This window comes from Cryobacterium sp. MDB2-A-1 (assembly GCF_004402675.1).
Classification (GTDB): Bacteria; Actinomycetota; Actinomycetes; order Actinomycetales; family Microbacteriaceae; genus Cryobacterium; species Cryobacterium glucosi.
The window spans coordinates 176,586-200,283 of record NZ_SOFK01000028.1; the positions used below are offsets into that span (position 1 = coordinate 176,586).

The window sequence follows — 23,698 nt, forward strand, 5'->3', positions numbered from 1 at the left end:
GCTGCCGCATCCGCACCGGGTGTGGCAGCGCTGTCCGGCATGCACAAAAACAGCACCACGCTGTTGACAAACCTTCCAATGAAGAAAGGCCTGTAATGACACATCGAACTCGCATCATGAGCGGAACCGTCGCCGGGGTCGCCCTGATCGGCCTCCTGGCCGGCTGCACGGCGACCGCCGAGGTCGGCACACCATCCACCTCCGGCGGCGGATCCGATATCACCGCACTCGTTGACGCCTCGGCCAAGACGCCGATCGCCGACCTCCAGAAGACGCTCGGCGCTCCCGTCGTGCCCCAAGGAGCCAAGCTCTGCTACATCACCCGAACCCTCTCCAACGAATTCTGGGGCTTCGAGCGCGACGGCTTCGAAGCGGAAGCCAAGAAACTGGGCGTCGCGTACCAAACGTTCGACGTCACCGATGAATCATCGATCACCGAGCAGTTGGACAAGGCCAAGAGCGCCGCGAACCAGGGCTGCACCGCCCTGCTCGCGTCGCCGATCTCTGCGACCGCGCTCGACACAGTCTTCACGGCGGCCCTCGCCGACGGCGTGCCCTCCATCATCCTCAACGATGCCAAGGGCACCATCCCCGGTGTCGTCTACGTCGGGCCGGATGCGACGACGATTGGGACCACCGCCGCTGACTACATTGCCGCGAAGCTTCCAGACGGCGGCAATGTCGCGATGATCGAAGGCGATCCAGGATCGTCGAACGCTCTCAACCGTGGTGAGGGTTTCAAGGCAGGGCTTGCCAAGCACTCGAACCTGACCCTGGTGGCGTCGCAGACTGCGAAGTGGGACCAGACCAAGGCCCAGGAAATCGCCACCGCGATGCTCACGGCAAATCCTGACATCAAGGCGTTCTACTCCCAGAACGACGGAATGGCGCTCGGGGTCGCGGCAGCGATCGCGGCCAAGGGTCTGACCGGCAAGGTCATCCTGGTCGGCACTGACGGAATCCCGCAGGCGAAGAAGGAGATTCAGGCCGGTAACTTCACGGCTACGGTCAGCGAGCAGCCGACCACGGAAGGCGCTTCGGGCGTCGACGCGGCGCTCTGGCTCCTGGCCGGCAAGACGGTCCCCGGCTGGGTCGACGTTCCCGCATTCGTGATCGACGCGGACAACGTGGCCAAGTACCCGACCGGTATGCCGTAACCCGTTTCCGATTCAGACAGCAAGAAAGGTTGAACCGTGACGACGCAATTGCTTGAGGTCCACGAAATCGTCAAGTCTTTTCCGGGCGTGCGAGCGCTCGACGGGGTGAGCTTCACCCTGGACCGTGGCGAGATCATGACGCTCGCCGGAGAAAACGGAGCGGGGAAGAGCACACTCCTGGCCATTCTCGGCGGATCCCTGGCGCCGGATCACGGGTCGATCAGCATCGACGGTGTCCGGCGGGGCGAATTCACTCCCCGCCGGGCACTCGATGAGGGCATCAACATCGCCCACCAGGAACCTGCCGTGGTTCCCCAGCTCACAGTCGCGCAGAACCTGGTTCTCGGCCGGACGAGGGTGCAGCGCAAAGTGAGCGCTCCGCAGATCGAACAAGCGCTGCTGGACGTGGCTGAGATGGGGTTCCCGATGGATGCCCGCACTCCGGTCTCGCGTCTCAGTCCGGCCCAAAGGCACGCCCTCACCATCGCCAGGGCGTTCTCCTTCGGCGCGAAGATCGTGGCCCTCGATGAACCGACGACGAGCATGCTCGAGCACAACGTCGAGGCCGTTCTGGACCAGGTCCGGAAGATCGCCCACGGGCGTGGCGTTGGCGTCATCTATGTTTCTCACAAGATGCCCGAGGTCATGAGCGTGTCCGACTCCATCGTCGTCCTGCGCGACGGGCGGGCAGCCTTCAACGACCGCATCGAGAACACGTCGTCGCAGGAGATTGTGCGCCGCATGGTCGGCCGTGAGTTGCTCGCATTCGTGCGGAGGCACCCGGTCCGACCGAACGCGCCGGAGTTCTTCCGGGCGACCGGTGTCCGGCATCCGTTCGGCGTTGGCCCAGAGGACATCTCTGTGCGCCGGGGCGAGGTGGTCGGAATCGCCGGACTTGTCGGCTCCGGTCGTACCGAGTTCCTGCGGGCGATCATCCGGGCTGACAACGACACGCACGGCACTGTCACGATCGACGGGAAGACGGTGAAGATCCGTTCCCCCAGGGACAGTCGCGACGCGGGCATCGCTTTCATCCCAGAGGACCGAAAACAGCAGGGCCTGGTGCTGCACAGCCCGGCCTTCGAGAACGTCGCCCTCACGGCTGACAAGCAGTTCAACGCATTCGGCCCGTTCACCACCGATACCGGGAAGATCCAGGTCGCCCAGCTGATGGGGCAGCAGCTGTCCCTGCGTCCCGCGAACGTGCGGCTCAACGCGCGCCAGTTCTCCGGTGGCAACCAGCAGAAACTCGTCATTGCGAAGTGGATGTGGCGCGACGCACGCGTCTTCCTCTTCGACGAGCCCACCAAGGGAGTCGACGTCGGCGGCAAGGTCGAGATCTACGAACTCATCGACAAGCTCGCGGAACAGGGGCACGCGATCATCGTGGTCTCCTCGGACCTGCCCGAAATCATCTCTCTGAGCGACCGCGTGCTCGTGATGCGCCAGGGACGGTTCTCGTCGGAGCACTCAGGCAGCGACATCAACGAACACAGCCTCGTGGCCAGCGCTATGGGCGTGGCGAAAGGAACAGAATGACCAAGCTCGATACTGGGACGACCACCGTCGTCCGGCAACGGATCAACTTCCAGGCCCTCGGGATCTACATTGCCGCGGCGGTGCTGTTCCTGGTGCTGGGCCTGCTGAACCCGAACTTCCTCACTCTGGGAAATCTCCGCGATGTCGCGGTCTCGGCCAGCGTGAACGCGATCATCGGGCTCGGCCTCACCTTCGTGATCATCACCGGAGGAATCGACCTCTCCGTGGGCTCGATCGCCAGCTTCGTCGGCATCGTCTCCGCGAACTTCATGGTCAACGGCAACGTGCCGCCGATCTTCGCCCTCCTGGCGGGGCTCGTGCTCGGCATCGTCTGCGGCGGTGCCAACGGCCTGCTGATCACGCGGCTCAAACTTCCGCCGTTCATCGCGACCCTCGGCACGATGAGCGTGTTCCAGGGTTGTGCCTACGTGGTCACCAACGGCAAGCCCGTCTACAACGTTCCCCAGTCGTTCGTGCTCATGCTCAACAGCTATATTGTGGGTATTCCGGTCGTCGTGATCCTGGTCGCGCTCGTCGGAATCGGCTCGTGGCTGCTGCTGCGCAAGACGGTCTTCGGTCAGAACGTGATAGCCACCGGCGGCAGCGAGGAAACGGCGTGGCTGTCGGGCGTGCGGGTCAGCCGGGTCAAGGTCGCTGTCTATGCGCTTTCCGGCGGGCTCGCGGCCCTGGCCGGCCTGGTCGTCGTGGCGAGGATCAACGCGGCGCAATCCGAGGCGGGCAGCTCGTATCTGCTCACCGCAATCGCCGCCGCCGTTATCGGCGGTGCCAACTTGATGGGCGGTGAAGGTCGCATCGCCGGTACCCTCGTCGGCGCCCTGATCCTCGGGGCGCTCACGAACGGTCTGGTGCTGCTTAACGTGCCGAGCTTCTACGAGCAGATCGTGACGGGCCTTGTGGTCATCATCGCCGTTTCCCTCGACCAGGGCGGCAGGGGCTGGCCGCTTCTCGGTCGCTTCAGAAAGGCCAAGGCTCCCCAGGACGGCGCTGCGTGAGTGCTCTCAGCCGGATCGGTGGGGCCCGCGTTCTCGTCACGGGGGGTGCGGGCCTCATCGGGCGGCCGACCGTCGCCCATCTGGCAGAACTGGGTGCCGAGGTGACTGTGCTCGACCTTCCCGGCACCCACGCGACCCTGCTCGCTGCCTTTCCCGATGTCGCCGTGAGGTTCCTGGCCGGTGACATCTGTGATCCGGAGGCTGTGGACCGCGCGGTGGCCGGCATGGATGCGGTCATTCACCTGGGCGGAATCCCGGGCCTGGGCTTCACCGACCATGTCGAAACCTATCGGGTGAACACGATCGGGTCCTTCGTCGTGATGTCGGCGGCAGCGCGGGCGGGCGTGGCGAAGATCGTGTACGCGTCCAGTATCAACGCGAATGGGATCCCGCTCGGCACCCGGGGGACCCTGCCCGCGCGGATCCCCTACGACGAAGATCTCCCGGCCGACATCACCGACTGGTATTCGCTGTCGAAGCTCGCCAACGAAGACGTCGCCAGGATGGTCGCCCGGCGCTGGGGGACTTCCGTCACCGGACTACGGTTCCCCCTCGTGCGCGATATCACGGCAGAGGGAGGGCGCACCTTCGGACAGCACCTCCGCGCGGCGATGGCGGCGGATGCGCGGAGGCAGGCGGCCGAGGGCTGGAGTTACCTGCACGACCACGATGCGGCCAGGTCCGTCGCAGCGGCCCTCATCAGGGAGACACCGCCTGCCCCCGGCATTCTCGTGGCGGCCCCCCTGACGTACCTGCGGGGGACGACTGCCGCAGCCGTCGCGGCATTCCTGCCGACGGTCCCGTTCGGCGGATCAACCGGGCGTGCGGTCGGCCTGGACCTGAGTCGCGCGCGAGAGGAACTCGGTTTCGAGGCCCTTACCCTGCTCGACGACGTCGCACCCTCGGAACTGATCGACATCGCAGGAACCAGGAAGGAATCATGAACCCGATCACCCGCCGAACGCCGCTGGCATTGCTCGGCCTCGGGCCGATGGGTACCCCGATGGCGAAGAACCTCCTCGCCAGCTGGGGCCCGATCACCGTGTGGAATCGTACGGCGGCCAGGGCCGAAGAGTTGCGTGCCTGGTACGCGAACATCGCGACCAGCCCCAGGGCCGCTGCCCGGGAAATCACCCTGACCGTGCTCCCCGACCTTTGGCAGGTGCAATCACTCCTGCCCGGGCCGGAGGGGCTGCTGGCCGGCTGGGCCGAGCAGGGCATCGAGAGCCCGGTCCTGGTCATCCACGGCACGGTTTCCCCGGTCGCCATTGCTGACTTCGCCGGCGACATGCTGGAACGGCACGGTGTGACCGTGATCGACGCGCCCTTGAGCGGTGGTGTCGTCGGTGCCGCGCACGCGCAATTGAGCATCATGGTCGGTGGTGACGAGGCGACCGCACGCGCCCTGGAACCGGTCTTCGCTCACCTCGGGCGTACGGTGCGCTATCTCGGTCCGAGCGGGGCGGGTTCGCTCGCCAAGGCCTGCAATCAAATCGTCGTGGCCGGCACCATCGCAGCCCTGTCCGAATCCTTCCTCCTCGCGCGCGCGGGCGGACTCGACGTCGGCGTGCTTCAGGAACTGTTCCAGGGCGGTCTCGCGCGAACGGAGCTCGTTGCACAGAAAGGGGCCAACTGGGTCACCGCCGACTTCTCCTCCGGAGGAAGCGCGACGAACCAGCTCAAAGACCTGCACTTCATCGCCGAAAGCGCTGCGAACCGGGCGGTGACTCTTCCGACGACCGCTCTCGTCACTGAACTCTTCGAGCGGATGGTGGCGGAGGGCGAGGGCGAGCTCGACCATACCGGCCTCTACAGCACGCTCGAACGGGCATCGTCCGCGGCAGCCCGTCGCGGAACGCTCTCGGAGGCGGCAGCTGATGCCTGACCTGGAGATCGTCGATGCCCATCACCACCTGACCGATCTCAGCCGGCCGTACCCGTGGCTCGCCGGAGTGGAAGACTCAAACCGTTATCACGGCGACGACCGGCCGATCCGGCGCCACTATCTCCTGGACGATTACCTGCACGATGTCGGAAACCTGCGACTCATCGCGTCCGTGCACATTGAGAACGGCGCAGCGGACGCGCTCGCTGAAACACAGTGGATCCAGGCGGTGCACGACGAGCGCACTCTGCCGAGCGTTCACGTTGCGCACGTTTCCCTGCTCGGGGCGGATACCCCCGCGCACCTTGAGAGGCTCGGCGACTACCCGGTCGTGCGCGGAATTCGCGACATTCTCAATTGGCACCCGGATCCGTATTACTCGCACACGAGCAGGTCGGACATCATCAGCGACCCGGTCTGGCTGGGTAACTTCGCTCGGCTCAACGCCCTAGGTCTGTCCTTCGATCTGCAGGTGTTTCCCTCGCAGCTGAACCAGGCGGCGAAACTCGCCGCACGGTTTCCGGAGACCCGCATCATCCTCGACCACGCCGGCATGCCGATCGGCCGCGACGCGGATTCGTGGAGAGAATGGCGGGACGGTATGCGGGCAGTGAGCCAGCAGCCGAATATAGTGGCCAAAATCTCGGCGCTGGGTACCAACGACCACACCTGGACGCAGGATTCCCTGCGTCCATTCGTTCTCGAAACCATCGACCTGTTTGGTCCGGCCCGCTGCATGTTCGGCAGCAACTTTCCGGTCGATAGTCTCTACTCGACTTTCGGTGACCTGTATGGTGCGTTCGACAGATTGACGGTCGATTTCAGCCCCGTCGAACGACGACAACTCTTCGCTGAAACCGCTCTTCATTCCTATGACATCGCCGTGCGGCAGCCGTGAGCGGTGCTTCAGTTCAACTCGGCCAGTTCGCCGTGGCCGCATGGTCCGCCGCCAACGCTCTCGCGGCGAACCAGTCTTCCAGCTCGGCCGCAGGCACAGGGTGGGACATCAGAAACCCCTGAGCGACATCGCAGCCGAAGCCGATGAGCTCCGAGTATGCCGTAGCGTCCTCCACGCCCTCGGCCACCATGCGCAGGCCGAGGCTGTGTGCCATGTCGATGGTCGAGACGACGAGGGCCGTTGCGCGAGGATCGTCCTTCATCGGGATGATGAAGGACTTGTCGAGTTTGAGCTCGTCGATCGGCAGGTCACGCAGGTACGCCAGGGAGCTGTACCCGGTCCCGAAGTCATCGATGGAGATCCGAATTCCCGTCGCCTGCAACCGGGTGAGGATGCTGCGCGCGCGTTCCCGGTCGGAGAGGAGGAAATCTTCGGTGATCTCCAGGACCAGCACTGTGGGGGACAGGCCACGCGACGACAGCATCGCGCTGATCCGTTCGGGCAGCACCGTGTCGATCAGGGAACTCGGGGACATGTTGACCGCCATCGTCAGCGTCCGGCCCTGGCCAGACCAGGTTGCGGCCTGGTCAAGGGCCTCACGCAGCACGATCTCGGTCATCGCATGCATCAGCCCTGACTCCTCGACGAGATCGAGGAAATCGTCGGGTTGCAACAAACCCCTCGTCGGGTGGTTCCAGCGGACCAGGGCCTCGACCCCGCAGACGTCCCCGGTTTTGAGGTCGATCTTGGGCTGGTAGTGCAGCACCAGCTGGTCATCGACGAGCGCGAAGCGCAACTCCTCGAGCAGGTGCAGCCGATCCTCCCCGTGATTGTCGTCGGTGCCCCGGTAGACGTGGTGGCCGCTGTGGGTCGCCTTCGCCGTGTACATCGCCATGTCCGCCTTGCGGAGCAGCATGGTCAGGTCCTCGCCCTGGTCGGGGTACCCGGCGATCCCGATACTGGCGCTGGCCTGAACCGAGATGCCCGCGAGGATGAACGGCTGGGCCAGGGTCGCGCGCAGCTTCCAGGCCACCGCTTCCGCCCTGACCGAATCCGAACCGTCGAGAAAGATCACGAACTCGTCGCCGCCTACGCGCGCGAAGAGATCCTCGGTGCGCAGCTGACCGGAAATCCGGCCGGCGACCTGGAACAGGAGCAGGTCACCGACATCGTGACCGAGACTGTCGTTGACCTCCTTGAACTTGTCGAGGTCGAGAAGGAGGAGCGCGCTCGTCCGGTGCGGATTCGCGGCCAGCCGGGCGGGCACATCGGCGTAGAGGGCGCGGCGGTTGGGCAGCCCCGTGAGCTCATCGGTCCGCGCCTGGCGATGCGCATCCGCAATACGGATGCGCTGGCGAAAGATCAGGGGCAGTGCCGCCACGGTGAGGGTCAGGGCCGCCAGGACGACGGCGAGCGGAGAGATCTTCAGCTGGGTTCCCATGATCAGGACCAGGAGACCCGCGGCCGTGGCGATCGCGGGAACCGTCTGTTCGGGGATCGCCCACGTCGACTGGCGAGGGTGCGAGCCGAGGCGGGCCTCCCTGTCGACCGAAGACGCGATCAGGGCGAGGCTCAGGGGCCAGCCGATGTCGAGGGGGCTGCCGATGACGTAGAGGCCGTTCAGGTGCAGGGACACGCTGATGATGTCGGCGGCCGTGAAGACAGCGAGACCGAGAACAAGGAGGGTCCAGCCCGGGCCGATGGAGGTGCCGTGGGAGGCTGCAATCCCGACGAAGAAGGCCACCAGCAGGACATCTCCGAGCGGATACGCAAATGCGACGGTCGTGGCGAACGATCCCGGGGTCGCGAGGGCCGCCTTGAGGATCGGATCGAGCAGCACGGCCAACAGGGCGGCCGCACCGAGAGACCCGACGGCGCTGTCCAGGACGATCGGAGACGCGAGACCCCGGATTGTGCGCCTCGCGAGAACGACGAGTGCCGCGAACATGAGCGGGTAGAAGCCGAGGAAGCCGACATCCGCCCAGGACGGACGCGGCAGGGATTCGCCTCCGGTCGTCGCCAGTGCGAAGAACGTGTCTCCGGCCGCCAGGACCGTCACGGCGGCGGTCATCAGGTGCAGGTCCCTGCGCCGGGACCGTGTCCGGCCGATCGCAATCCAGCACACGACGACGGGAATCCACAACGCGAAGAATCCGAGGACGAGCGAACTCACGTCGCCTGCGGTACCGAAGATCGTAGCGACCGCGAAGGCAGCCACAATCAGCCCGAGGGTCCAGTTCGGCCATCGGCCGAATCGGCTCGTCCTTCGAGACGCGCTGACGCGCTCCGTGCTGGTATCGGCTGGCATAGATCTCCCTCTCGATAAACCTAGCTGCGTCGGTCGCATTCGAAATGAACCCCGGCGTGCGGCATCTTCGGGATAGATTGGTCCCGGGGGAGCCAGTGCGGCAGCGAATTTGCCGGATGGCCGGGCATAAAATTGGGGGATACGTGTACGGAAAACCAAATACCAGGCGGAATTTCGAAGCGGTCGGCGGATTGCTGGGTTTTGTCGGGATGAGTGTCGTTGCCGGTGTTCTCGTGGCGGCCGCGGTTACTCCCGCCCTGGGCCTCTCCGGCCTTGCTGCGACAAACGCGATCACTGTTTTCGAGAACCTGCCCGATTACCTGAAGATCGACCAGCTTTCGCAGAAGAGCAACATCTACGCGACCACGAGCACCGGCGTCCCGTATCTCCTGGCCTCGTTCTACGACCAGAACCGTGTCGAGGTCGCCTCGGACGCGATCAACCAGTTCGTCAAGGACGCCGCGACCTCCGGTGAAGACCCGCGCTTCTATGACCACGGCGGCATCGACCTGCAGGGCACAGTGACCGGGATCGTCACGACTGTCGCCACCGGTGATGTTCGCGGTGGGTCTTCGATCACCCAGCAGTACGTGAAGAACGTGCTCGTTCAGAAGTGCGAGGTGCTCACGGATGCGCAGAAGAAGTCGGACTGTTATGACGCCGCGATCGCCAAGACTCCCGATCGCAAGCTCAAGGAGATGCGCCTGGCGATCGGCGTGGAGAAGAAGTACGCGAAGGACGACATCCTCCGCCAGTACCTGAACATCACCGGCTTCGGCGGCACCGTCTACGGCATCGAATCGGCCGCGGAGTACTACTACGGTTCGACGGCGGCGACGCTGACGCTCCCGCAGGCCGCGAGCCTCGTCGCGATCGTGAACAACCCGGTCAAGTTCCAGCTCGACCAGCCCGACAGCGAGACCAACGGCGCCGCGAACGGCTACGCCGCGAACAAGGACCGCCGCGACTACATCCTCGACCAGATGCTCAAGTACGGCAAGATCAACCAGGCCGACCACGATGCCGCGATCGCCACGGCCATCGAGCCCAGCATCCACGTGCCCTCGACCGGCTGCCAGACTGCCGGCGGCAGTGCCTTCTTCTGCGACCTCGTGGTGAATACACTGCAGAACGACCCGACCTTCGGCGCCGACGACACCACCCGGATGGCCAACTTCCGCCGCGGCGGGTTCAACGTCTACACGACCCTCGACCTCGACATGCAGCAGGCTGCCGAGGCCACGATGAAGGCCAACGTCCCCGATACCTACCCCGGCTGGGACGTCGGTGGCGTGATCGTCTCCGTTGCTGTGGGCACCGGGAAGGTGCTCGCCATGACGCAGAACAAGGATTACAGCCAGGACCCGGATGTGCCGATCACCGGGTCGAACCTGACCGGGATCAACTACAATACCAACGTCGACCAGGGCGGATCGCACGGGTTCCAGCCTGGATCGACGTACAAGGTGTTCACCCTCGCCGAATGGCTGACCGAGGGCCACTCGCTCAATGAGCGGGTCGATTCCCGGCGCAAGGCCAACTGGGGCACCTTCCGCGACAGCTGCGCGACCGGCGGCACCGTGAGCTTCCCCGGCTACAACCCGAAGAACGATTCAAGTGAGTCCGGCGCCAACTACAGCGCCCTGCAGTCGACGATCGGGTCCATCAACACCGGCTTCATCGGCATGGCCAAGAAACTCGACCTGTGCGGCATCCGCAAGACTGCGGAGGCCTTCGACGTCACGCGCGCCGACGGCGGCCCGCTCGAGCAGGGTGCCTCCGCGGTGCTCGGCACAAACGAGGTCGCGCCCCTGAGCATGGCGGTAGCCTTCGCCGGCATCGCCAACAAGGGCACCACCTGCAGCCCGATCGTGATCGACCACATCACCGGCTCCGACGGAACCGCACTTCCCGTGCCGCAGTCGGCGTGCCACCAGTCGGTCGACCCGACCGTCGCGGCCGGAATGACCTATGCCATGCAGCAGGTCATGGCGAGCGGAACCGGATCCGCCTCGTTCAAGGCGACCAGTCCGAAGTCGCCGATGATCGGCAAGACCGGGACCACAGACGGCAACAAGGACACCTGGATGAGCGGGGCGAGCACGACCGTCGCCACCGTCGCCGGCGTGATGAGCGTCACGGGCGACAGAGATCAGCGCACCACCTCCTTCAACGGCCAGCAGGCCGCGACGGCACGGCATCGGATGTGGCCGGACGTGATGAGCGTCGCGAATGCGAAGTATCCCGGCGTTGCCTTTCCCGCGGCCTCCGGCGCGGTGATCAACGCCGCCCAGGTGTCCATTCCTGACCTTCGCGGCAAGAGCCTCAGCCAGGCGCAGTCGACCCTGGAATCCGCAGGCTTCCTCTTCGTGAATGGCGGAACCATCGACTCCGAGCTGCCTGCCGGCGTTGTCGCGAACACCGAGCCCGGTGGGGGAGCAAGCGCGGCCCGCGGCGCTGCCGTGACGGTGCGCACGAGCAACGCCGCGCTCGTCGTCGTGCCGGACGTCTCGGGCAAACGTGAAGCCGAGGCCCGCGCCGCCCTGTCGAACTTCACCGTGGTGAAGAACGAAACCGATGTGAAGGACTCCGCTCTCGTCGGCACGGTCGTCACGACGTCGCCACCGGCCGGCAGCGCCGCCAGACCGGGAGATGCCGTCACGATTCTGGTCGGCCGGCTGGCCGCCGCGGGAGGCTGAGCCGGCGCACTGCCCGCGCTCACTTCGGCGCGAGGAGAAGATCAGCTGCTGGGTCCGCGAGGCTCCCGGCCGGACAGGACCCCGGCGAACAGCAGGGTGAGCACACCGGCCACCGGCACGACGAGCAGGCCGAGCCGGAGCGAGGACGCGTCGGCGATCGCGCCGACCACGGGCGGCGAGACGAGGAAACCGACCCTGAGCAGCCAGGCGAGGATCGTCAGCCCGGAGCCAGGGCGGAAGCCAGGAAGCTCGTCCGCCGCGTGCATGGCCGCCGGGATCAGGGTCGCGACCCCGAGTCCTGCGAGGCCGAATCCGACCACGGTGCCCAGGACCGACGGGACCAGGAGGGCGCTTCCCATGCCGACACAGACGATCACGCCGCCCGTTCTCGCGACCGCGCGCTGGCCGAACCGGTCGACGAGCCGATCGCCGAGCATCCGCCCGATGAACTGCATGCCCTGGAGCGCGATGAAGCCGAGGCCGGCGACGAAGGCTGATGCGCCGAGGTCGACGGAGAGGTAGATGGCCGACCAGGAGCTGCCGGCGTCCTCGACGATGGCCCCGGACGCCGCGATGAGCACGAGGGCGAGGAGCACCGCGTATTTCGCCAACACGCCGACCGCTCGTCCGGTGCGCGTCTGCACGCCGGCCGGAACAGTGGCGGCACGAGTCTCGTCCGGTTCGGGGCCGGACAGGAGCATGCGGTACGACAGCACGGCCAGGAGGCTGAACAGCACGGCGGAGAGCGTGAGGTGCACGGCCAGGGGAATGCCGAGCCCGGCGGCGAGGGACCCGAGTGCGCCGCCGGATACCGCACCGATGCTCCAGACAGCGTGGAACGAGTTGAGGATGGAGCGTTTGTACAGTCGCTGCACCCTCAGCGCGTGTGAGTTCTGGGCGACGTCGGTGATCGAGTCCATCGCGCCGGCCAGGAACAATCCGGCCGCGAGCGGAAGCCAGGCCGGGGCCACCCCGGCAAGCAGGATGCCGACCGCGGTGAACACCGTGGCGACGATCGCCACCCGGGAGGAGCGGAACCGGCGCACGAGCATCCCGGCCGTCAACCCGGCGATGAGCGCGCCGAGCGGGTATGCGGCGACCGCGAAGCCGAATTCCGCGTTCGTGAGGCCGAGGTCGGCCTTGATCTGGGGATAGCGCGGCAACAGGTTCGCAAAGATCGCACCGTTGGTGAAGAAGAGCACGCCGACCGCTATGCGGGCACGGCGGGCCGCTACCGGCGGCCGCGAGACCGAGGCAGGGGAGGAGCCGCCCGGACCTGAGGTCTCCGCGGTGGTCTCCGCGGTGGTCTCGCTCGTGGTCTCGCCCGTGGTCTCATCCGTGCTCTCAACGTTCACGGTCGAAGGCTACAGGCTTGCGGCAACGCCATCCGCTGGCGGGCGCTGGAGGAGCTCGATCAGCAGGATCGCGACGAGGGCGGTGACGGCGGTGCCGATGATCACGCCCGGCGACAGCGGGCGGACGAACAGCACGACGGCCCCGGCCACAAGCGCAACGACGACCCGCGCGTATCGCCGCACGGAGTACAGCCAGACCCCGAACGGTCCCGTGGTTCCTCCTCGACGTTCCGCCGACGAGCGGATGCTCCTGGCAGAGTCCACGGTCAGCCGGCGGACCACGATCGCGCCGCGGAAGGGCCCGGCCAGGTACGCCACCACGGCGACGGTCACGCCTGCGGTCCCCACAGCCAGCGCCGTCGCGCTGATGAACGGCACGATCGCGTCGTAGGTGGCGAGTGCGGCATCCCGGGGCAGGTACTGCGGCGAGACGGAGCCTGCGAAGAGGATGCGCCCGACGGAGATTCCCGTCGCCAGCACGGCCATCGAGAGCGCGAGCAGGAGACCCGCCCAGATCAGCGCCCGTGCCTTCCGCCTGGCCACGACGACACCGGCCGCCAGGAGGACCAGGCTCACCCACGGCAGCACGAACCCCAGGACGTCGAGGAGCTGGTAGGCGACCCGTGCCTGGACAAGGGAGTCGGACTGGGCGACCTGGATGGTGCGGTTGATCTCCGGGATCCGATCGGCGAGAGCGAAGCCCTGGGCGACAAGGGCGCTCTTCACCGCGGCGATGAGCGGCGCCAGCTGGATGCCGACCTCACCCTGGGTTCCGATGGTGAGCGGCCCGCCCGTATCGCCCTGAAGCGCCGCGATGACCTGGGAATGACTGACCCGCAGGGTCTGCTCCCAGATGTTCGCGAAGGCGTCCGAAGCGATCAGCCGCTGTGTCGCCGTGCGGACCAGCGACCGCGCACCCTCGATGGCCGGCTGCTTGAGCAGGCCGAGGGCTGTCTGGGCCCTCGGCGGCAGGTTGAGCTGGGCGATTCCGTCGAACAGGTCCGTTGCGATGCTCTCGAAGTCGACCTGGTCGTCGATCACCGTGGAGATCTGGTCAACGAGGAACGCCTGGAATGCCGGGTCATCCGCAAGAGGCGACAGGGTGGCCACGAATCGGCCGGTGTCGGTGACCTCGGTTTTGGTCCACGCGGCGACGACGGCGACCGGGGCGAGAATGACGCCGACGGCGATCAGGAGCGCGGCAAAGAATGCGCGCAGCCGGAGCGATGCCTTGGTGGGTTCAGACACGCCGGGAGTGCTCGGCGGTGCGGGCTGCAGCCGGGCCTGCAAGTGCGCGACCTGGGCCGAAAGTCGTTCGATTTGCTGCTCGGGGGTTTCGATCTGCGCCATCGGGTCCGTGCCTCTCGAGAGTGCGCGCCACTCTCCGGCGCAGGCACATTATGGCGCGGTCCGTCGGATTCGGCACGGAAATCCGCTAGGCTTACCCCCGTGAAGGGGAGTATCCCTCAAAGCCCACTGGGTTTAGTGATCTGATCGTCAACACGGACCGCGGTGCAGGGGTTCCGGTCGGATCGGCGGCATCTTTTGTCGCGGGAGAGACTTTCAGGTTCTCTGCCTGCCCTCCCTCTCCTCGAAAGGCCCCTCCGTGGATCTCGCCCTTCCCCTCTGGTTCGAAATCGGCTCCCTGGTCATCCTGACCCTGGTCCTGGTCGGCGACCTGCTGATCGTGTACAAGCGCCCGCACGTGCCCTCGATGCGCGAGGCCAGCCTGTGGGTCGTCTTCTACGTCGTGCTCGCCCTGCTGTTCGCGCTTGCGATGCTGCTCCTGGCCGATGCCGAACACGCCGGTCAGTTCCTCGCCGGCTGGCTCACCGAGTACAGCCTCAGCATCGACAATCTCTTCGTCTTCGTCATCATCATGGCGAGATTCTCCGTGCCGCGGAAATACCAGCAGGAAGTACTGATGGTGGGCATCATCATCGCGCTCGTCCTGCGCCTGATCTTCATCCTTCTCGGGGCGTCCCTCATCGAGAACTTCAGTTGGATCTTCTACATCTTCGGCGCTTTCCTTCTCTATACGGCCGTGCATCAGGCCGTCGCCAAGGAACCGGACGCGAACGAGGCCGACAACGCGTTCGTGAAGATGATCCGTCGCCGCCTGCGGATCTCCCCGACCTTCGACGGTTCGAAGATCCGCACCACCGTCAAGGGACGCCGGGTCTTCACCCCGATGCTGATCGTCTTCATCGCAATCGGCACGACGGACCTCGTGTTCGCCCTCGACTCGATCCCCGCCATCTTCGGGATCACGACGAGCCCGTTCATCGTGTTCACGGCCAACGTCTTCGCCCTGATGGGACTCCGGCAGCTCTACTTCCTGCTCGGCGGCCTGCTCGAACGGCTCGTGTACCTCAAGTACGGCATCGCCTTCATCCTGTTCTTCATCGGAGTCAAGCTCGTCTCGCACGCGCTCCACACCAATGAGGTCGCGTTCATAAACGGCGGCCATGGTGTGGGCTGGGCGCCGGAGATCGACACCTGGACGTCGCTCGGCGTGATCGTGGTCTCGATGGCCGTCGCCACGGTCGCGAGCCTGATCAAGGCGAACCGGGACGCCCGCGCCCGCGGCCACAGTCTCGGCGAGGAACTGTCGCTCACCACGAAGGAATAGCGCGGGCGCGACGTGTCCTGGCGGCGCGAAAAGTCCCCCCCGAATTGGTACCGTGGGTCTCTGACGCCTCGTCGAGGCGCGATCGGGTCGGCTCGGAACACGCGCCGCAGCACGAGGGAGTACCGGCTTGGTCCAGAGCGCAGACACGATGACCCTCCCAACGGTGACGGTCTCGTTCACCGTCGGCGCGCGCAGCGAGGTCGGCCAGGTCCGGCAGCTCAATGAGGACAGCTTCATGGCGCACTCTCCGGTCTTTCTCGTGGCCGACGGGATGGGCGGGCACGCCCACGGCGACGAGGCGAGCCAGACCGTCCTGAGAGTCTTCGAAGAACACATCGAGGCTGGCCGTCCTTCAACCCCCGAGCGCATCCTCGACGCCATCCACTCGTCCAACGAAGCGGTGCGCGACCTGAGCGGCGCGGAGGACTTCGGAACCGCGGTGAGCGGCACGACGCTGGCCGGGGTTGCCTTCGTCGATGCCGGTGCGGACATCGGCCTGCACTGGATGGCCTTCAACGTGGGCGACTCCCGCATCTACACGTGGGACGGGGTTCACCTCGCCCAGCTGTCCGTCGACCACTCCGCGGTGCAGGAACTCGTCGACGCGGGACTGATCACGCCTCGGTCCGCCGAACTGCACCCCGAACGGAACATCATCACGAGGGCGATCGGAACCGATGAGTTCGTCGACGCTGACGTCTGGCTCGTGCCGGCATCCGGTCACCGTGCCTTCCTGATCTGTTCCGACGGCCTCACCAAGGAGCTCGAGCCTGACGACATCTCGAGGCTCCTCGCCGAGCAGCAGGCCAACGGCCAGCAGGCCGTTGTGGACGCCCTCGTCGACGAGGCGCTCGCGCGCGGCGGGCACGACAATGTCACGGTCGTCTTCGTCGAATCGGTCGTGTCACCGTCGTGACCTTCGGCGAAGACTCGGCGCGAAGTGTTAGCCTGTCCGGGTGCTGTTCGGTCGACTCCTTCTTATCTGCCGCGACGAGTCCCAATTCTGAGGCCTCCCTCGTCGCGGAGACTGTCGTTGGCTGCCATCAAATCTTGAGGAAGACGCACACACATGACTAACGCATCGATGTCCGGCGAACGCCCGCGGACCCTGGCCGAGAAGGTCTGGGACAAACACCTGGTCAGCAAGGGTTCCGACGGAACCCCGGATCTCATCTACATCGACCTGCACCTCGTGCACGAGGTCACGAGCCCGCAAGCTTTCGATGGGCTGCGCCTCGCCGGCCGGCCGCTGCGCCGACCGGACCTGACGATCGCGACCGAGGATCACAACACTCCGACGCTCGCCATCGACCGGCCGATCAAGGACCTGACGAGCCGCACCCAGATCGAGACGCTCCGCCGCAATTGCGAGGAATTCGGCGTGCGGCTGCACTCGCTCGGTGACATCGAGCAGGGCATCGTGCACGTCGTCGGACCCCAGCTCGGGCTCACCCAACCGGGCATCACCGTCGTCTGCGGCGACTCGCACACCTCCACGCACGGCGCCTTCGGGGCGATGGCCCTCGGCATCGGCACGAGCGAGGTCGAACACGTCATGGCCACCCAGACCCTGCCCCTGCAGCCGTTCAAGACCATGGCCATCACCGTCGAAGGCGCCCTGCGCCCCGGCGTCACCGCCAAGGACGTCATCCTCGCCGTGATCGCGAAGATCGGCACCGGCGGCGGACAGGGCTACGTGCTCGAATACCGCGGCAGCGCCATCCGCGCCCTCTCGATGGAGGGCCGCATGACCATCTGCAACATGTCGATCGAGGCGGGCGCCCGCGCGGGCATGGTCGCACCGGATGCGACGACGTACGCCTACCTGAAGGGTCGCGCCCACGCGCCGGCCGGTCAGGACTGGGACGACGCGGTCGCGTACTGGGAGACCCTCGCGACCGATGAGGGCGCCGTGTTCGACGCGGAGGTCGTTCTCGACGCCGACACCCTCGAGCCCTTCGTGACCTGGGGCACCAACCCCGGCCAGGGCGTCTCGCTGAGCGAGACCGTGCCTGACCCGGCCGACGTCGCCGACGCCAACGAGCGCGCCGCCGCCGAGCGTGCCCTCGAATACATGGACCTCGCGGCCGGCACTCGTATGAAGGACATCCGGGTCGACACCGTGTTCCTCGGCTCGTGCACCAACAGCCGCGTCGAAGACCTGCGTGCCGCCGCCGACATCGTGCGCGGGCAGACGCTCGCCCCCGGCGTGCGGATGCTGGTGGTCCCCGGGTCCGCCCGGGTTCGCATCGAAGCGGAGGCGGAAGGCCTCGACAAGGTCTTCACCGATTTCGGTGCCGAATGGCGATTCGCGGGCTGCTCGATGTGCCTCGGCATGAACCCGGACCAGCTGGCCCCCGGCGAACGCTGCGCCTCGACGAGCAACCGCAACTTCGAGGGCCGCCAGGGCAAGGGCGGACGCACCCACCTGGTCTCCCCGCTCGTCGCGGCGGCCACCGCCATCCGCGGCACGCTGTCGAGCCCGTGGGACCTCGTCGCGGACGGCCTCGTCCCCGCCGACGCGATCCCGGCCGAACTGGCCCCTGCTGCGGCACCGGCACTGGATGGAGCACTCTGACCATGGACAAGTTCACAACCGTCACGGGCATCGCCCTGCCGCTGCGCCGCTCCAACGTCGACACGGACCAGATCATCCCCGCCGTCTACCTCAAACGCGTCACCAAGACCGGTTTCGAGGACGCGCTCTTCGCCGCCTGGCGAACGGACCCCGAATTCGTGCTGAACCGGCCGGAGTACGCGGGCGCGCGCATTCTCGCCGCCGGCGCGGACTTCGGCACGGGATCGTCTCGCGAACACGCCGTCTGGGCGCTGCGCGACTACGGCTTCGACGTGGTGCTCTGCCCCCGGTTCGGCGATATCTTCCGCGGCAATGCCGGCAAACAGGGCCTCCTTGCCGCGCAGATCACCGAGGACGATGCCCAGAAGCTCTGGAGCATCATCGAGGCCGACCCGGGAATAGAACTCACCGTCGATCTGGTTGCGCGTACAGCACGCGTCGGCGATTTCACAGTGCCATTCCAGGTCGACGACTACACCCGTTGGCGCCTGCTCGAAGGCCTCGACGACATTGGCCTGACCCTGCGTGATGAAGCGCGGATCGCAGAATTCGAATCCCATCGGGAGCCGTGGCGGCCCCGTACTCTCCCCGCAAGGCAGGTAAATTTGTGAGTACCATCAGCGAGATCGCCCAGAATCGTGAAGACGCAGCCGTGAAGGCGCAGCTCCTCGAAGACGAACAAAACCGTGAGAACGCACAGAGCTGGGGGGCCGCTGTGGGGCTGAAAGGCGACAAGATCACGATTCGCGGCGGCATCCCGCTGATCGGCCGGATCGAACTCAAGGGCGCGAAGAACCTGGTCACCAAGGCCATGGTCGCCTCCCTGCTCGGCGAGAGCCCGAGCATCCTGAAGAACGTGCCCAACATCAGCGACGTGCGCATCGTGCGCGAGCTGCTCGCGGTGCACGGCGTCAAGGTGACCGACGGGCCAGAGCCCGGAGAACTCCTACTCGACCCCGTCGACGTCGAGAGCGCGCACTTCGCCGCGATCGACGCGCACGCGGGGTCCTCCCGCATCCCGATCCTGTTCTGCGGACCGCTGCTGCACCGCCTCGGCGAGGCGTTCATCCCCGACCTCGGCGGCTGCCGCATCGGCGACCGGCCGATCGACTACCACCTCGAGGTGCTGCGCAAGTTCGGCGCCGTCGTCGACAAGCAGCCCAACGGCATCCGCATGTCGGCCCCGAACGGCCTGCACGGGGCCAAGGTCTCCCTCCCGTACCCGAGCGTCGGGGCGACGGAGCAGGTCCTGCTCACCGCCGTACGCGCCGAGGGCATCACCGAGCTCAAGGGCGCGGCGATCGAGCCCGAGATCATGGACCTGATCAACATCCTGCAGAAGATGGGTGCGATCATCACGGTCGACACCGACCGGGTCATCCGCATCGAGGGCGTCGAACGACTCGAGGGCTTCAACCACCGGGCGCTCTTCGACCGGAACGAGGCCGCGAGCTGGGCGGCAGCCGCGCTCGCGACCGACGGTGACATCTTCGTCGGCGGCGCACGCCAGTCCGAGATGCTGACCTTCCTCAACGTGTTCCGTAAGGTCGGAGGCGCCTTCGAGATCCACGACGACGGCATCCGCTTCTATCACCCGGGCGGCGACCTCAAGCCCGTCGTCATCGAAACGGATGTGCACCCCGGCTTCATGACCGACTGGCAGCAGCCGCTCGTGATCGCCCTCACCCACGCCCACGGCGTGTCGATCGTGCACGAAACCGTCTACGAACAACGCTTCGGCTTCGTCGACGCCCTCGTCGAGATGGGCGCGACGATCCAGATCCACCGCGAATGCCTCGGCGGCCACCCGTGCCGCTTCGGACAGCGCAACTTCAACCACTCCGCCGTCATCGCGGGGCCGACGAAGCTGCACGGCGCCGACATCGAGGTTCCCGACCTGCGCGGCGGCTTCAGCCACCTGATCGCGGCGCTCACCGCCGAGGGCACCTCGACGGTCAGCAACGTGGGAATCATCAGCCGTGGCTACGAAAACTTCATCACGAAGCTGCGGCTGTTGGGGGCGGACTTCGATCTCGAAGGATAATGGCCCTGTGCCAGTCAATGGAGCAAGTCCGTCATCCGAACCGTCCGTCGAACCCGATCCGTCCGCGAAACCGGTGAGGGTGCGCAAGGAAACCACACAGCCGTCGGTGTTCTGGATCCTCGCGACGATCGTGCTCCCTGCGGTCAACCTTGCGGTGCGGTACCGGGTGACCGACGTCCGGAAGTTCCCGCAGACCGGGGCGTTCGTGCTGTCGCCGAATCACTTCAGTGAAATCGACCCGATCGTCGTCGGCGCACTCGCGTGGAAGCTCGGGCGTGCTCCCCGGTTCATGGCGAAGGCATCCGTCTTCAAGATCCCCGTACTCGGCTGGCTGCTGCGCAAGTCCGGCCAGATCCCCGTCGAACGGGGCGGGGTCGCGCGTGGCAACGAACCGGTCAAGGCCGCCAGGCGGCTCGTCGAGCGCGGCCAGATGGTCATCGTGTACCCCGAGGGTTCGCTCACCCGCGACCCCGAGCTCTGGCCGATGCGCGGGAAGACCGGTGCCGTGCGGATCGCACTCGAGCAGGGCATCCCGATCGTGCCGATCGCCCACTGGGGCACCCAGGACCTGATGCCGCGGTATTCGAAACGGATCAGCCCGATTCCCCGCAAGACCATCCACGTGAAAATCGGCGATCCGCTGTCCTTCGACGAGTTCAAGGGACGCAGCCTCGACACGGCGACCCTGAACGAGGCCACGGCCATCCTGATGGATGCCATCACCGGGCTCCTCGAGGACCTCCGCGGCGAGAAGGCCCCGGCGAAACGCTGGAACCCCTCCGAGCACGACCAGAAGGAGACCGGCCGTTTTGAAGGCTAAACAACGGCAGGGTGTCCCTGTCGGTACGCGCGTCGCCGTGCTCGGAGCGGGAAGCTGGGGGACGACCTTCGCCAAGATCCTGAGCGACGGCGGCGCCGACGTCGTGCTCTGGGCCCGCCGGCCGGAACTGGCCCGCGAGATCACGGAGGGCCGGAGGAACAGCGACTACCTTCCCGGCATCAACCTCCCGATCGGCCTCCGCGCGACCCCGCACCTCGACCAGGCCCTCGCAGGAGCCGAGCAGGTCTTCATCTCGGTCCCGAGCCAGTCGCTGCGGGAGAACCTCGTCCTGATGGAACCGTTCCTCGAGCCCGACGCGATCCTGGTGTCGCTCATGAAGGGCGTCGAACGCGGCTCCGGCCAGCGGATGAGCCAGATCATCGAAGAGATGCTGCCCGTCGACCCGCACCACATCGCCGCGATCTCCGGACCCAACCTCGCCCTCGAAATCGCCAGGGAGCAGCCGACGGCCGCCGTGGTGTCCTCGACGAGCCTCGAGACCGCCCAGGCCGTCGCGATCCTCGCGACCAACAGCTACTTCCGCTCCTACGTCAACACCGACGTGATCGGCACCGAATTCGGCGGCGTGCTGAAGAACCTCATCGCCGTCGCGATCGGCATCGTCGACGGTGTCGGCTACGGCGAGAACACCAAGGCCTCGATCATCACCCGCGGCCTCGTCGAGATGACCGACTTCGCCGTCGCATACGGCGCCCAGCCGGAGACCCTCGCCGGCCTCGCCGGCCTCGGCGACCTCATCGCCACCTGCCAGTCCCCGCTCTCCCGCAACAACACGGCCGGGCGGCTCCTCGGCCAGGGCTACAGCATCGCGGATGTCGTCAAGCAGATGCAGCAGACCACGGAAGGCCTCGCCTCCGTCGGACCGATCCTCGATCTCGCCAGGGCCAAGGGTGTCGACATGCCCATCGTCGAACAGGTGCGGCAGGTGCTGGCCGGTACGCTGAAACCGCGGGACATCGCCCCTCACCTCACCACGGATTCGGCGGAACCGCAGGGCGAAAGGACAATTGATGACGGACAAGCTCACGGTAGCGCTGCTCTTTGGGGGTCGGTCAAGCGAACACTCGATCAGCTGCGCCACGGCCGGCGGAGTCCTGGCGGCAATTGACCGGTCGCGTTACGACGTGATCCCGATCGGGATCACCCGCGACGGCGCGTTCGTGCTCGAAGCGGATGACCCGGCGCACTTCGCGCTCGGATCCTCGGCAGCGGAGCTTCCCGTCGTCACCGACAACGGCAGCCGGGTGCACTGGCCGGAATCGTCCCTCGACCGCACGCTCCGTGTCGTCGACGCCCCCGGCGCCGCAGCCCGCGTGCTCGGCAGCGTCGACCTCGTCTTCCCGATCCTGCACGGCCCGTACGGTGAGGACGGCACCATCCAGGGTCTCCTCGAACTCCTCGGCCTGCCGTTCGTCGGATCCGGCGTGCTCGCCTCGGCGCTCGGGATGGACAAGCACTTCACCAAGACCGTTTTTCAGCAGGCCTCCCTTCCGGTCGCACCGTGGCGCACGATCACTGCGGCCGACTGGGCCGAAGCGCCGGGAATGGCCTACGCGGCCCTCGCCGAACTCGGGCTGCCCGCCTTCGTCAAGCCGGCCCGCGCCGGGTCGAGCGTCGGCGTGAGCCGGGTCACAGACCCCGCCGAGCTGGTCCGTGCCATGGAGACCGCCCTCGCGGAGGACGACAAGGTCCTGATCGAGGCGGGCCTCGTGGGCCGCGAACTCGAGGTGGCCGTGCTGCAGGGCCGTCCGGGGGAGCCGTCGCGGGCATCCGTCGCCGGAGAAGTACTCGTCACCGGGCGTGACTTCTACGACTTCGACGCCAAGTACCTGGGGGCAGCGGGCATCGAACTGGTGTGCCCTGCGGCCCTGACCCCGGCCGAGCTCGCCGAGATGCAGCGGATGGCGATCCGGGCGTTCGACGCCATCGACGGCGCCGGGCTGGCGCGGGTCGACTTCTTCCTGACTGACACCGGCTGGGTCATCAACGAGATCAATACCATGCCCGGCTTCACGCCGATCTCGATGTTCCCGACGTGCTGGCTTCAGAGCGGCTACACCTATCCCGCGCTCATCGACGAATTGATCTCAGTCGCGCTCGCCCGCCGCGGCGTCCCGGCGCGGGACCCGCTTCCTGCCTGATCAGGGGCGGCAGGCGTCGTTCAGGGCGCGAGGGTTCCGCCGTCGGTCGGCAGGGTCACGTCGGCGGCCCCGAGGCACTTGGCCGTCGCGGGGATGACCGCCATCACGGCGGCCAGGTCGACGAGCACCGTCGAGCCGCTGACCTTGCCAGAGTCGATGACGACCTCACTCGCCGGGGTGCGGCCGTAGGTCGTGTACCGGTAGAGCGGAGCGGCGGAGTCGTCTTCGATCCAGTCGATGCCGTTGACGTTGAGGCACGGCAGCGTCGTGGGGGCAGGCACCGCGACGCCGCAGTGCAGCAGCACGGCGGCCGGGCTGCCCCACGCACCCGTCGCCTGGGCGTTCGTTTCGCGTTCGGCCTGGTCGGCGACGAGCGTCGGCAGGTGAACGACGACGTCTGCACAACCGGGGTTCACTGCGTCCGCCGCGGGTTCGAGGGCGACGCTCGCCGTGCATCCGCTCAGGAGCACGACGCCGGCCAGGGCGAGCGTCGACGTGGCGAGACTGCGGCGGGTACGGGAGCGGAGAGACATTCCATTCAGGCTACCGTTTGAAGATGACCACTGCTGCGAGAACCCCTGCCGCGAACGCATCCCCGGCGGCTGCGT

The 23,698-nt window shown here is 66.6% G+C and carries 19 protein-coding genes; 15 read left to right on the forward strand and 4 right to left on the reverse strand.

From position 1 onward, the window contains the following. Positions 1–95 precede the first annotated feature (95 nt). Genes E3O39_RS09990 through E3O39_RS10015 form a run of 6 tightly spaced genes read left to right on the forward strand, consistent with a single transcriptional unit; the run spans position 96 to position 6,492 of the window. A complete protein-coding gene (locus E3O39_RS09990; RefSeq protein WP_134447506.1) occupies positions 96–1,157 on the forward strand; it encodes a substrate-binding domain-containing protein in 1,062 nt (353 codons plus the stop codon). A gap of 36 nt (positions 1,158–1,193) precedes the next feature. Next, positions 1,194–2,696 (forward strand): sugar ABC transporter ATP-binding protein, encoded by a 1,503-nt coding sequence (locus E3O39_RS09995; RefSeq protein WP_134447508.1) that lies wholly within the window; start codon positions 1,194–1,196, stop codon positions 2,694–2,696. Then, positions 2,693–3,709 (forward strand): ABC transporter permease, encoded by a 1,017-nt coding sequence (locus tag E3O39_RS10000; protein WP_134447509.1) that lies wholly within the window; start codon positions 2,693–2,695, stop codon positions 3,707–3,709. The genes E3O39_RS09995 and E3O39_RS10000 overlap by 4 nt, the downstream gene beginning before the upstream one ends. Beyond that, positions 3,706–4,653: an NAD(P)-dependent oxidoreductase gene (locus tag E3O39_RS10005; protein WP_166787309.1), complete on the forward strand. Its 948-nt coding sequence runs from the start codon at positions 3,706–3,708 to the stop codon at positions 4,651–4,653. Before E3O39_RS10000 ends, E3O39_RS10005 begins: the two co-directional genes overlap by 4 nt. Continuing rightward, positions 4,650–5,594, forward strand: a complete 945-nt coding sequence (locus tag E3O39_RS10010) for an NAD(P)-dependent oxidoreductase (RefSeq protein ID WP_134447513.1) — start codon at positions 4,650–4,652, stop codon at positions 5,592–5,594. Before E3O39_RS10005 ends, E3O39_RS10010 begins: the two co-directional genes overlap by 4 nt. Further along, positions 5,587–6,492: an amidohydrolase gene (locus E3O39_RS10015; protein ID WP_134447515.1), complete on the forward strand. Its 906-nt coding sequence runs from the start codon at positions 5,587–5,589 to the stop codon at positions 6,490–6,492. The genes E3O39_RS10010 and E3O39_RS10015 overlap by 8 nt, the downstream gene beginning before the upstream one ends. A gap of 13 nt (positions 6,493–6,505) precedes the next feature. Here E3O39_RS10015 and E3O39_RS10020 read toward each other — a convergent pair whose 3' ends face one another. Beyond that, positions 6,506–8,800 carry a bifunctional diguanylate cyclase/phosphodiesterase gene (locus tag E3O39_RS10020; RefSeq protein ID WP_166787310.1) on the reverse strand — a complete coding sequence of 765 codons (2,295 nt, stop codon included), beginning with the start codon at positions 8,798–8,800 and terminating at the stop codon, positions 6,506–6,508. Between the two features lie 209 nt (positions 8,801–9,009). On the opposite strand from E3O39_RS10020, the gene E3O39_RS10025 reads away from it, so the two are divergent. Further along, positions 9,010–11,499 (forward strand): transglycosylase domain-containing protein, encoded by a 2,490-nt coding sequence (locus E3O39_RS10025; protein ID WP_241985035.1) that lies wholly within the window; start codon positions 9,010–9,012, stop codon positions 11,497–11,499. A gap of 41 nt (positions 11,500–11,540) precedes the next feature. On the opposite strand, the gene E3O39_RS10030 is transcribed toward E3O39_RS10025, so the two are convergent. Both E3O39_RS10030 and E3O39_RS10035 read right to left on the reverse strand, forming a co-directional pair. After that, positions 11,541–12,713, reverse strand: coding sequence for an MFS transporter (locus E3O39_RS10030; RefSeq protein WP_241985052.1), 1,173 nt, complete (start codon positions 12,711–12,713; stop codon positions 11,541–11,543). 150 nt (positions 12,714–12,863) lie between these two features. After that, positions 12,864–14,204, reverse strand: a complete 1,341-nt coding sequence (locus tag E3O39_RS10035; protein ID WP_134447522.1) for a hypothetical protein — start codon at positions 14,202–14,204, stop codon at positions 12,864–12,866. 256 nt (positions 14,205–14,460) lie between these two features. Between E3O39_RS10035 and E3O39_RS10040 the strand changes: the two genes are divergently transcribed. The 8 genes from E3O39_RS10040 (at position 14,461) to E3O39_RS10075 (ending at position 23,090) form a co-directional block, all read left to right on the forward strand. Then, entirely contained in the window at positions 14,461–15,486 is a 1,026-nt protein-coding gene (locus tag E3O39_RS10040; protein ID WP_134447524.1) for a TerC family protein, read from the forward strand. Positions 15,487–15,613: 127 nt separating this feature from the next. Continuing rightward, positions 15,614–16,402, forward strand: a complete 789-nt coding sequence (locus tag E3O39_RS10045; protein ID WP_241985036.1) for a PP2C family serine/threonine-protein phosphatase — start codon at positions 15,614–15,616, stop codon at positions 16,400–16,402. 153 nt (positions 16,403–16,555) lie between these two features. After that, positions 16,556–18,064, forward strand: a complete 1,509-nt coding sequence (gene leuC, locus E3O39_RS10050) for a 3-isopropylmalate dehydratase large subunit (protein ID WP_174774847.1) — start codon at positions 16,556–16,558, stop codon at positions 18,062–18,064. Positions 18,065–18,066: 2 nt separating this feature from the next. Continuing rightward, positions 18,067–18,675, forward strand: a complete 609-nt coding sequence (gene leuD / locus E3O39_RS10055; RefSeq protein WP_134447526.1) for a 3-isopropylmalate dehydratase small subunit — start codon at positions 18,067–18,069, stop codon at positions 18,673–18,675. A gap of 104 nt (positions 18,676–18,779) precedes the next feature. Next, positions 18,780–20,108: a UDP-N-acetylglucosamine 1-carboxyvinyltransferase gene (gene murA, locus E3O39_RS10060; protein WP_134448059.1), complete on the forward strand. Its 1,329-nt coding sequence runs from the start codon at positions 18,780–18,782 to the stop codon at positions 20,106–20,108. 79 nt (positions 20,109–20,187) lie between these two features. Beyond that, a complete protein-coding gene (locus tag E3O39_RS10065; RefSeq protein WP_241985037.1) occupies positions 20,188–20,928 on the forward strand; it encodes a 1-acyl-sn-glycerol-3-phosphate acyltransferase in 741 nt (246 codons plus the stop codon). Between the two features lie 37 nt (positions 20,929–20,965). Next, on the forward strand, positions 20,966–22,057 hold the full coding sequence (locus E3O39_RS10070; RefSeq protein WP_370294842.1) for an NAD(P)H-dependent glycerol-3-phosphate dehydrogenase: 1,092 nt from the start codon (positions 20,966–20,968) through the stop codon (positions 22,055–22,057). Then, the gene (locus E3O39_RS10075) at positions 21,960–23,090 is read left to right on the forward strand and encodes a D-alanine--D-alanine ligase family protein (protein WP_134447530.1); all 1,131 of its coding nucleotides are present in this window, start codon (positions 21,960–21,962) and stop codon (positions 23,088–23,090) included. The genes E3O39_RS10070 and E3O39_RS10075 overlap by 98 nt, the downstream gene beginning before the upstream one ends. 20 nt (positions 23,091–23,110) lie before the next feature. On the opposite strand, the gene E3O39_RS10080 is transcribed toward E3O39_RS10075, so the two are convergent. Continuing rightward, positions 23,111–23,623 carry a DUF3515 family protein gene (locus E3O39_RS10080; RefSeq protein WP_134447532.1) on the reverse strand — a complete coding sequence of 171 codons (513 nt, stop codon included), beginning with the start codon at positions 23,621–23,623 and terminating at the stop codon, positions 23,111–23,113. Positions 23,624–23,698 lie beyond the last annotated feature (75 nt).

What these genes read in the sequence shown, in the direction of transcription:
- E3O39_RS09990 (WP_134447506.1), top strand. Translation starts at nt 96, where the DNA reads ATGACACATCGAACTCGCATCATGAGCGGAACCGTCGCCGGGGTCGCC.
- E3O39_RS10000 (WP_134447509.1), top strand. Translation starts at nt 2,693, where the DNA reads ATGACCAAGCTCGATACTGGGACGACCACCGTCGTCCGGCAACGGATC.
- E3O39_RS10010 (WP_134447513.1), top strand. Translation starts at nt 4,650, where the DNA reads ATGAACCCGATCACCCGCCGAACGCCGCTGGCATTGCTCGGCCTCGGG.
- E3O39_RS10015 (WP_134447515.1), top strand. Translation starts at nt 5,587, where the DNA reads ATGCCTGACCTGGAGATCGTCGATGCCCATCACCACCTGACCGATCTC.
- E3O39_RS10020 (WP_166787310.1), bottom strand. Translation starts at nt 8,800, where the DNA reads ATGCCAGCCGATACCAGCACGGAGCGCGTCAGCGCGTCTCGAAGGACG.
- E3O39_RS10025 (WP_241985035.1), top strand. Translation starts at nt 9,010, where the DNA reads ATGAGTGTCGTTGCCGGTGTTCTCGTGGCGGCCGCGGTTACTCCCGCC.
- E3O39_RS10035 (WP_134447522.1), bottom strand. Translation starts at nt 14,204, where the DNA reads ATGGCGCAGATCGAAACCCCCGAGCAGCAAATCGAACGACTTTCGGCC.
- leuC (WP_174774847.1), top strand. Translation starts at nt 16,556, where the DNA reads ATGACTAACGCATCGATGTCCGGCGAACGCCCGCGGACCCTGGCCGAG.
- leuD (WP_134447526.1), top strand. Translation starts at nt 18,067, where the DNA reads ATGGACAAGTTCACAACCGTCACGGGCATCGCCCTGCCGCTGCGCCGC.
- E3O39_RS10075 (WP_134447530.1), top strand. Translation starts at nt 21,960, where the DNA reads ATGACGGACAAGCTCACGGTAGCGCTGCTCTTTGGGGGTCGGTCAAGC.
- E3O39_RS10080 (WP_134447532.1), bottom strand. Translation starts at nt 23,623, where the DNA reads ATGTCTCTCCGCTCCCGTACCCGCCGCAGTCTCGCCACGTCGACGCTC.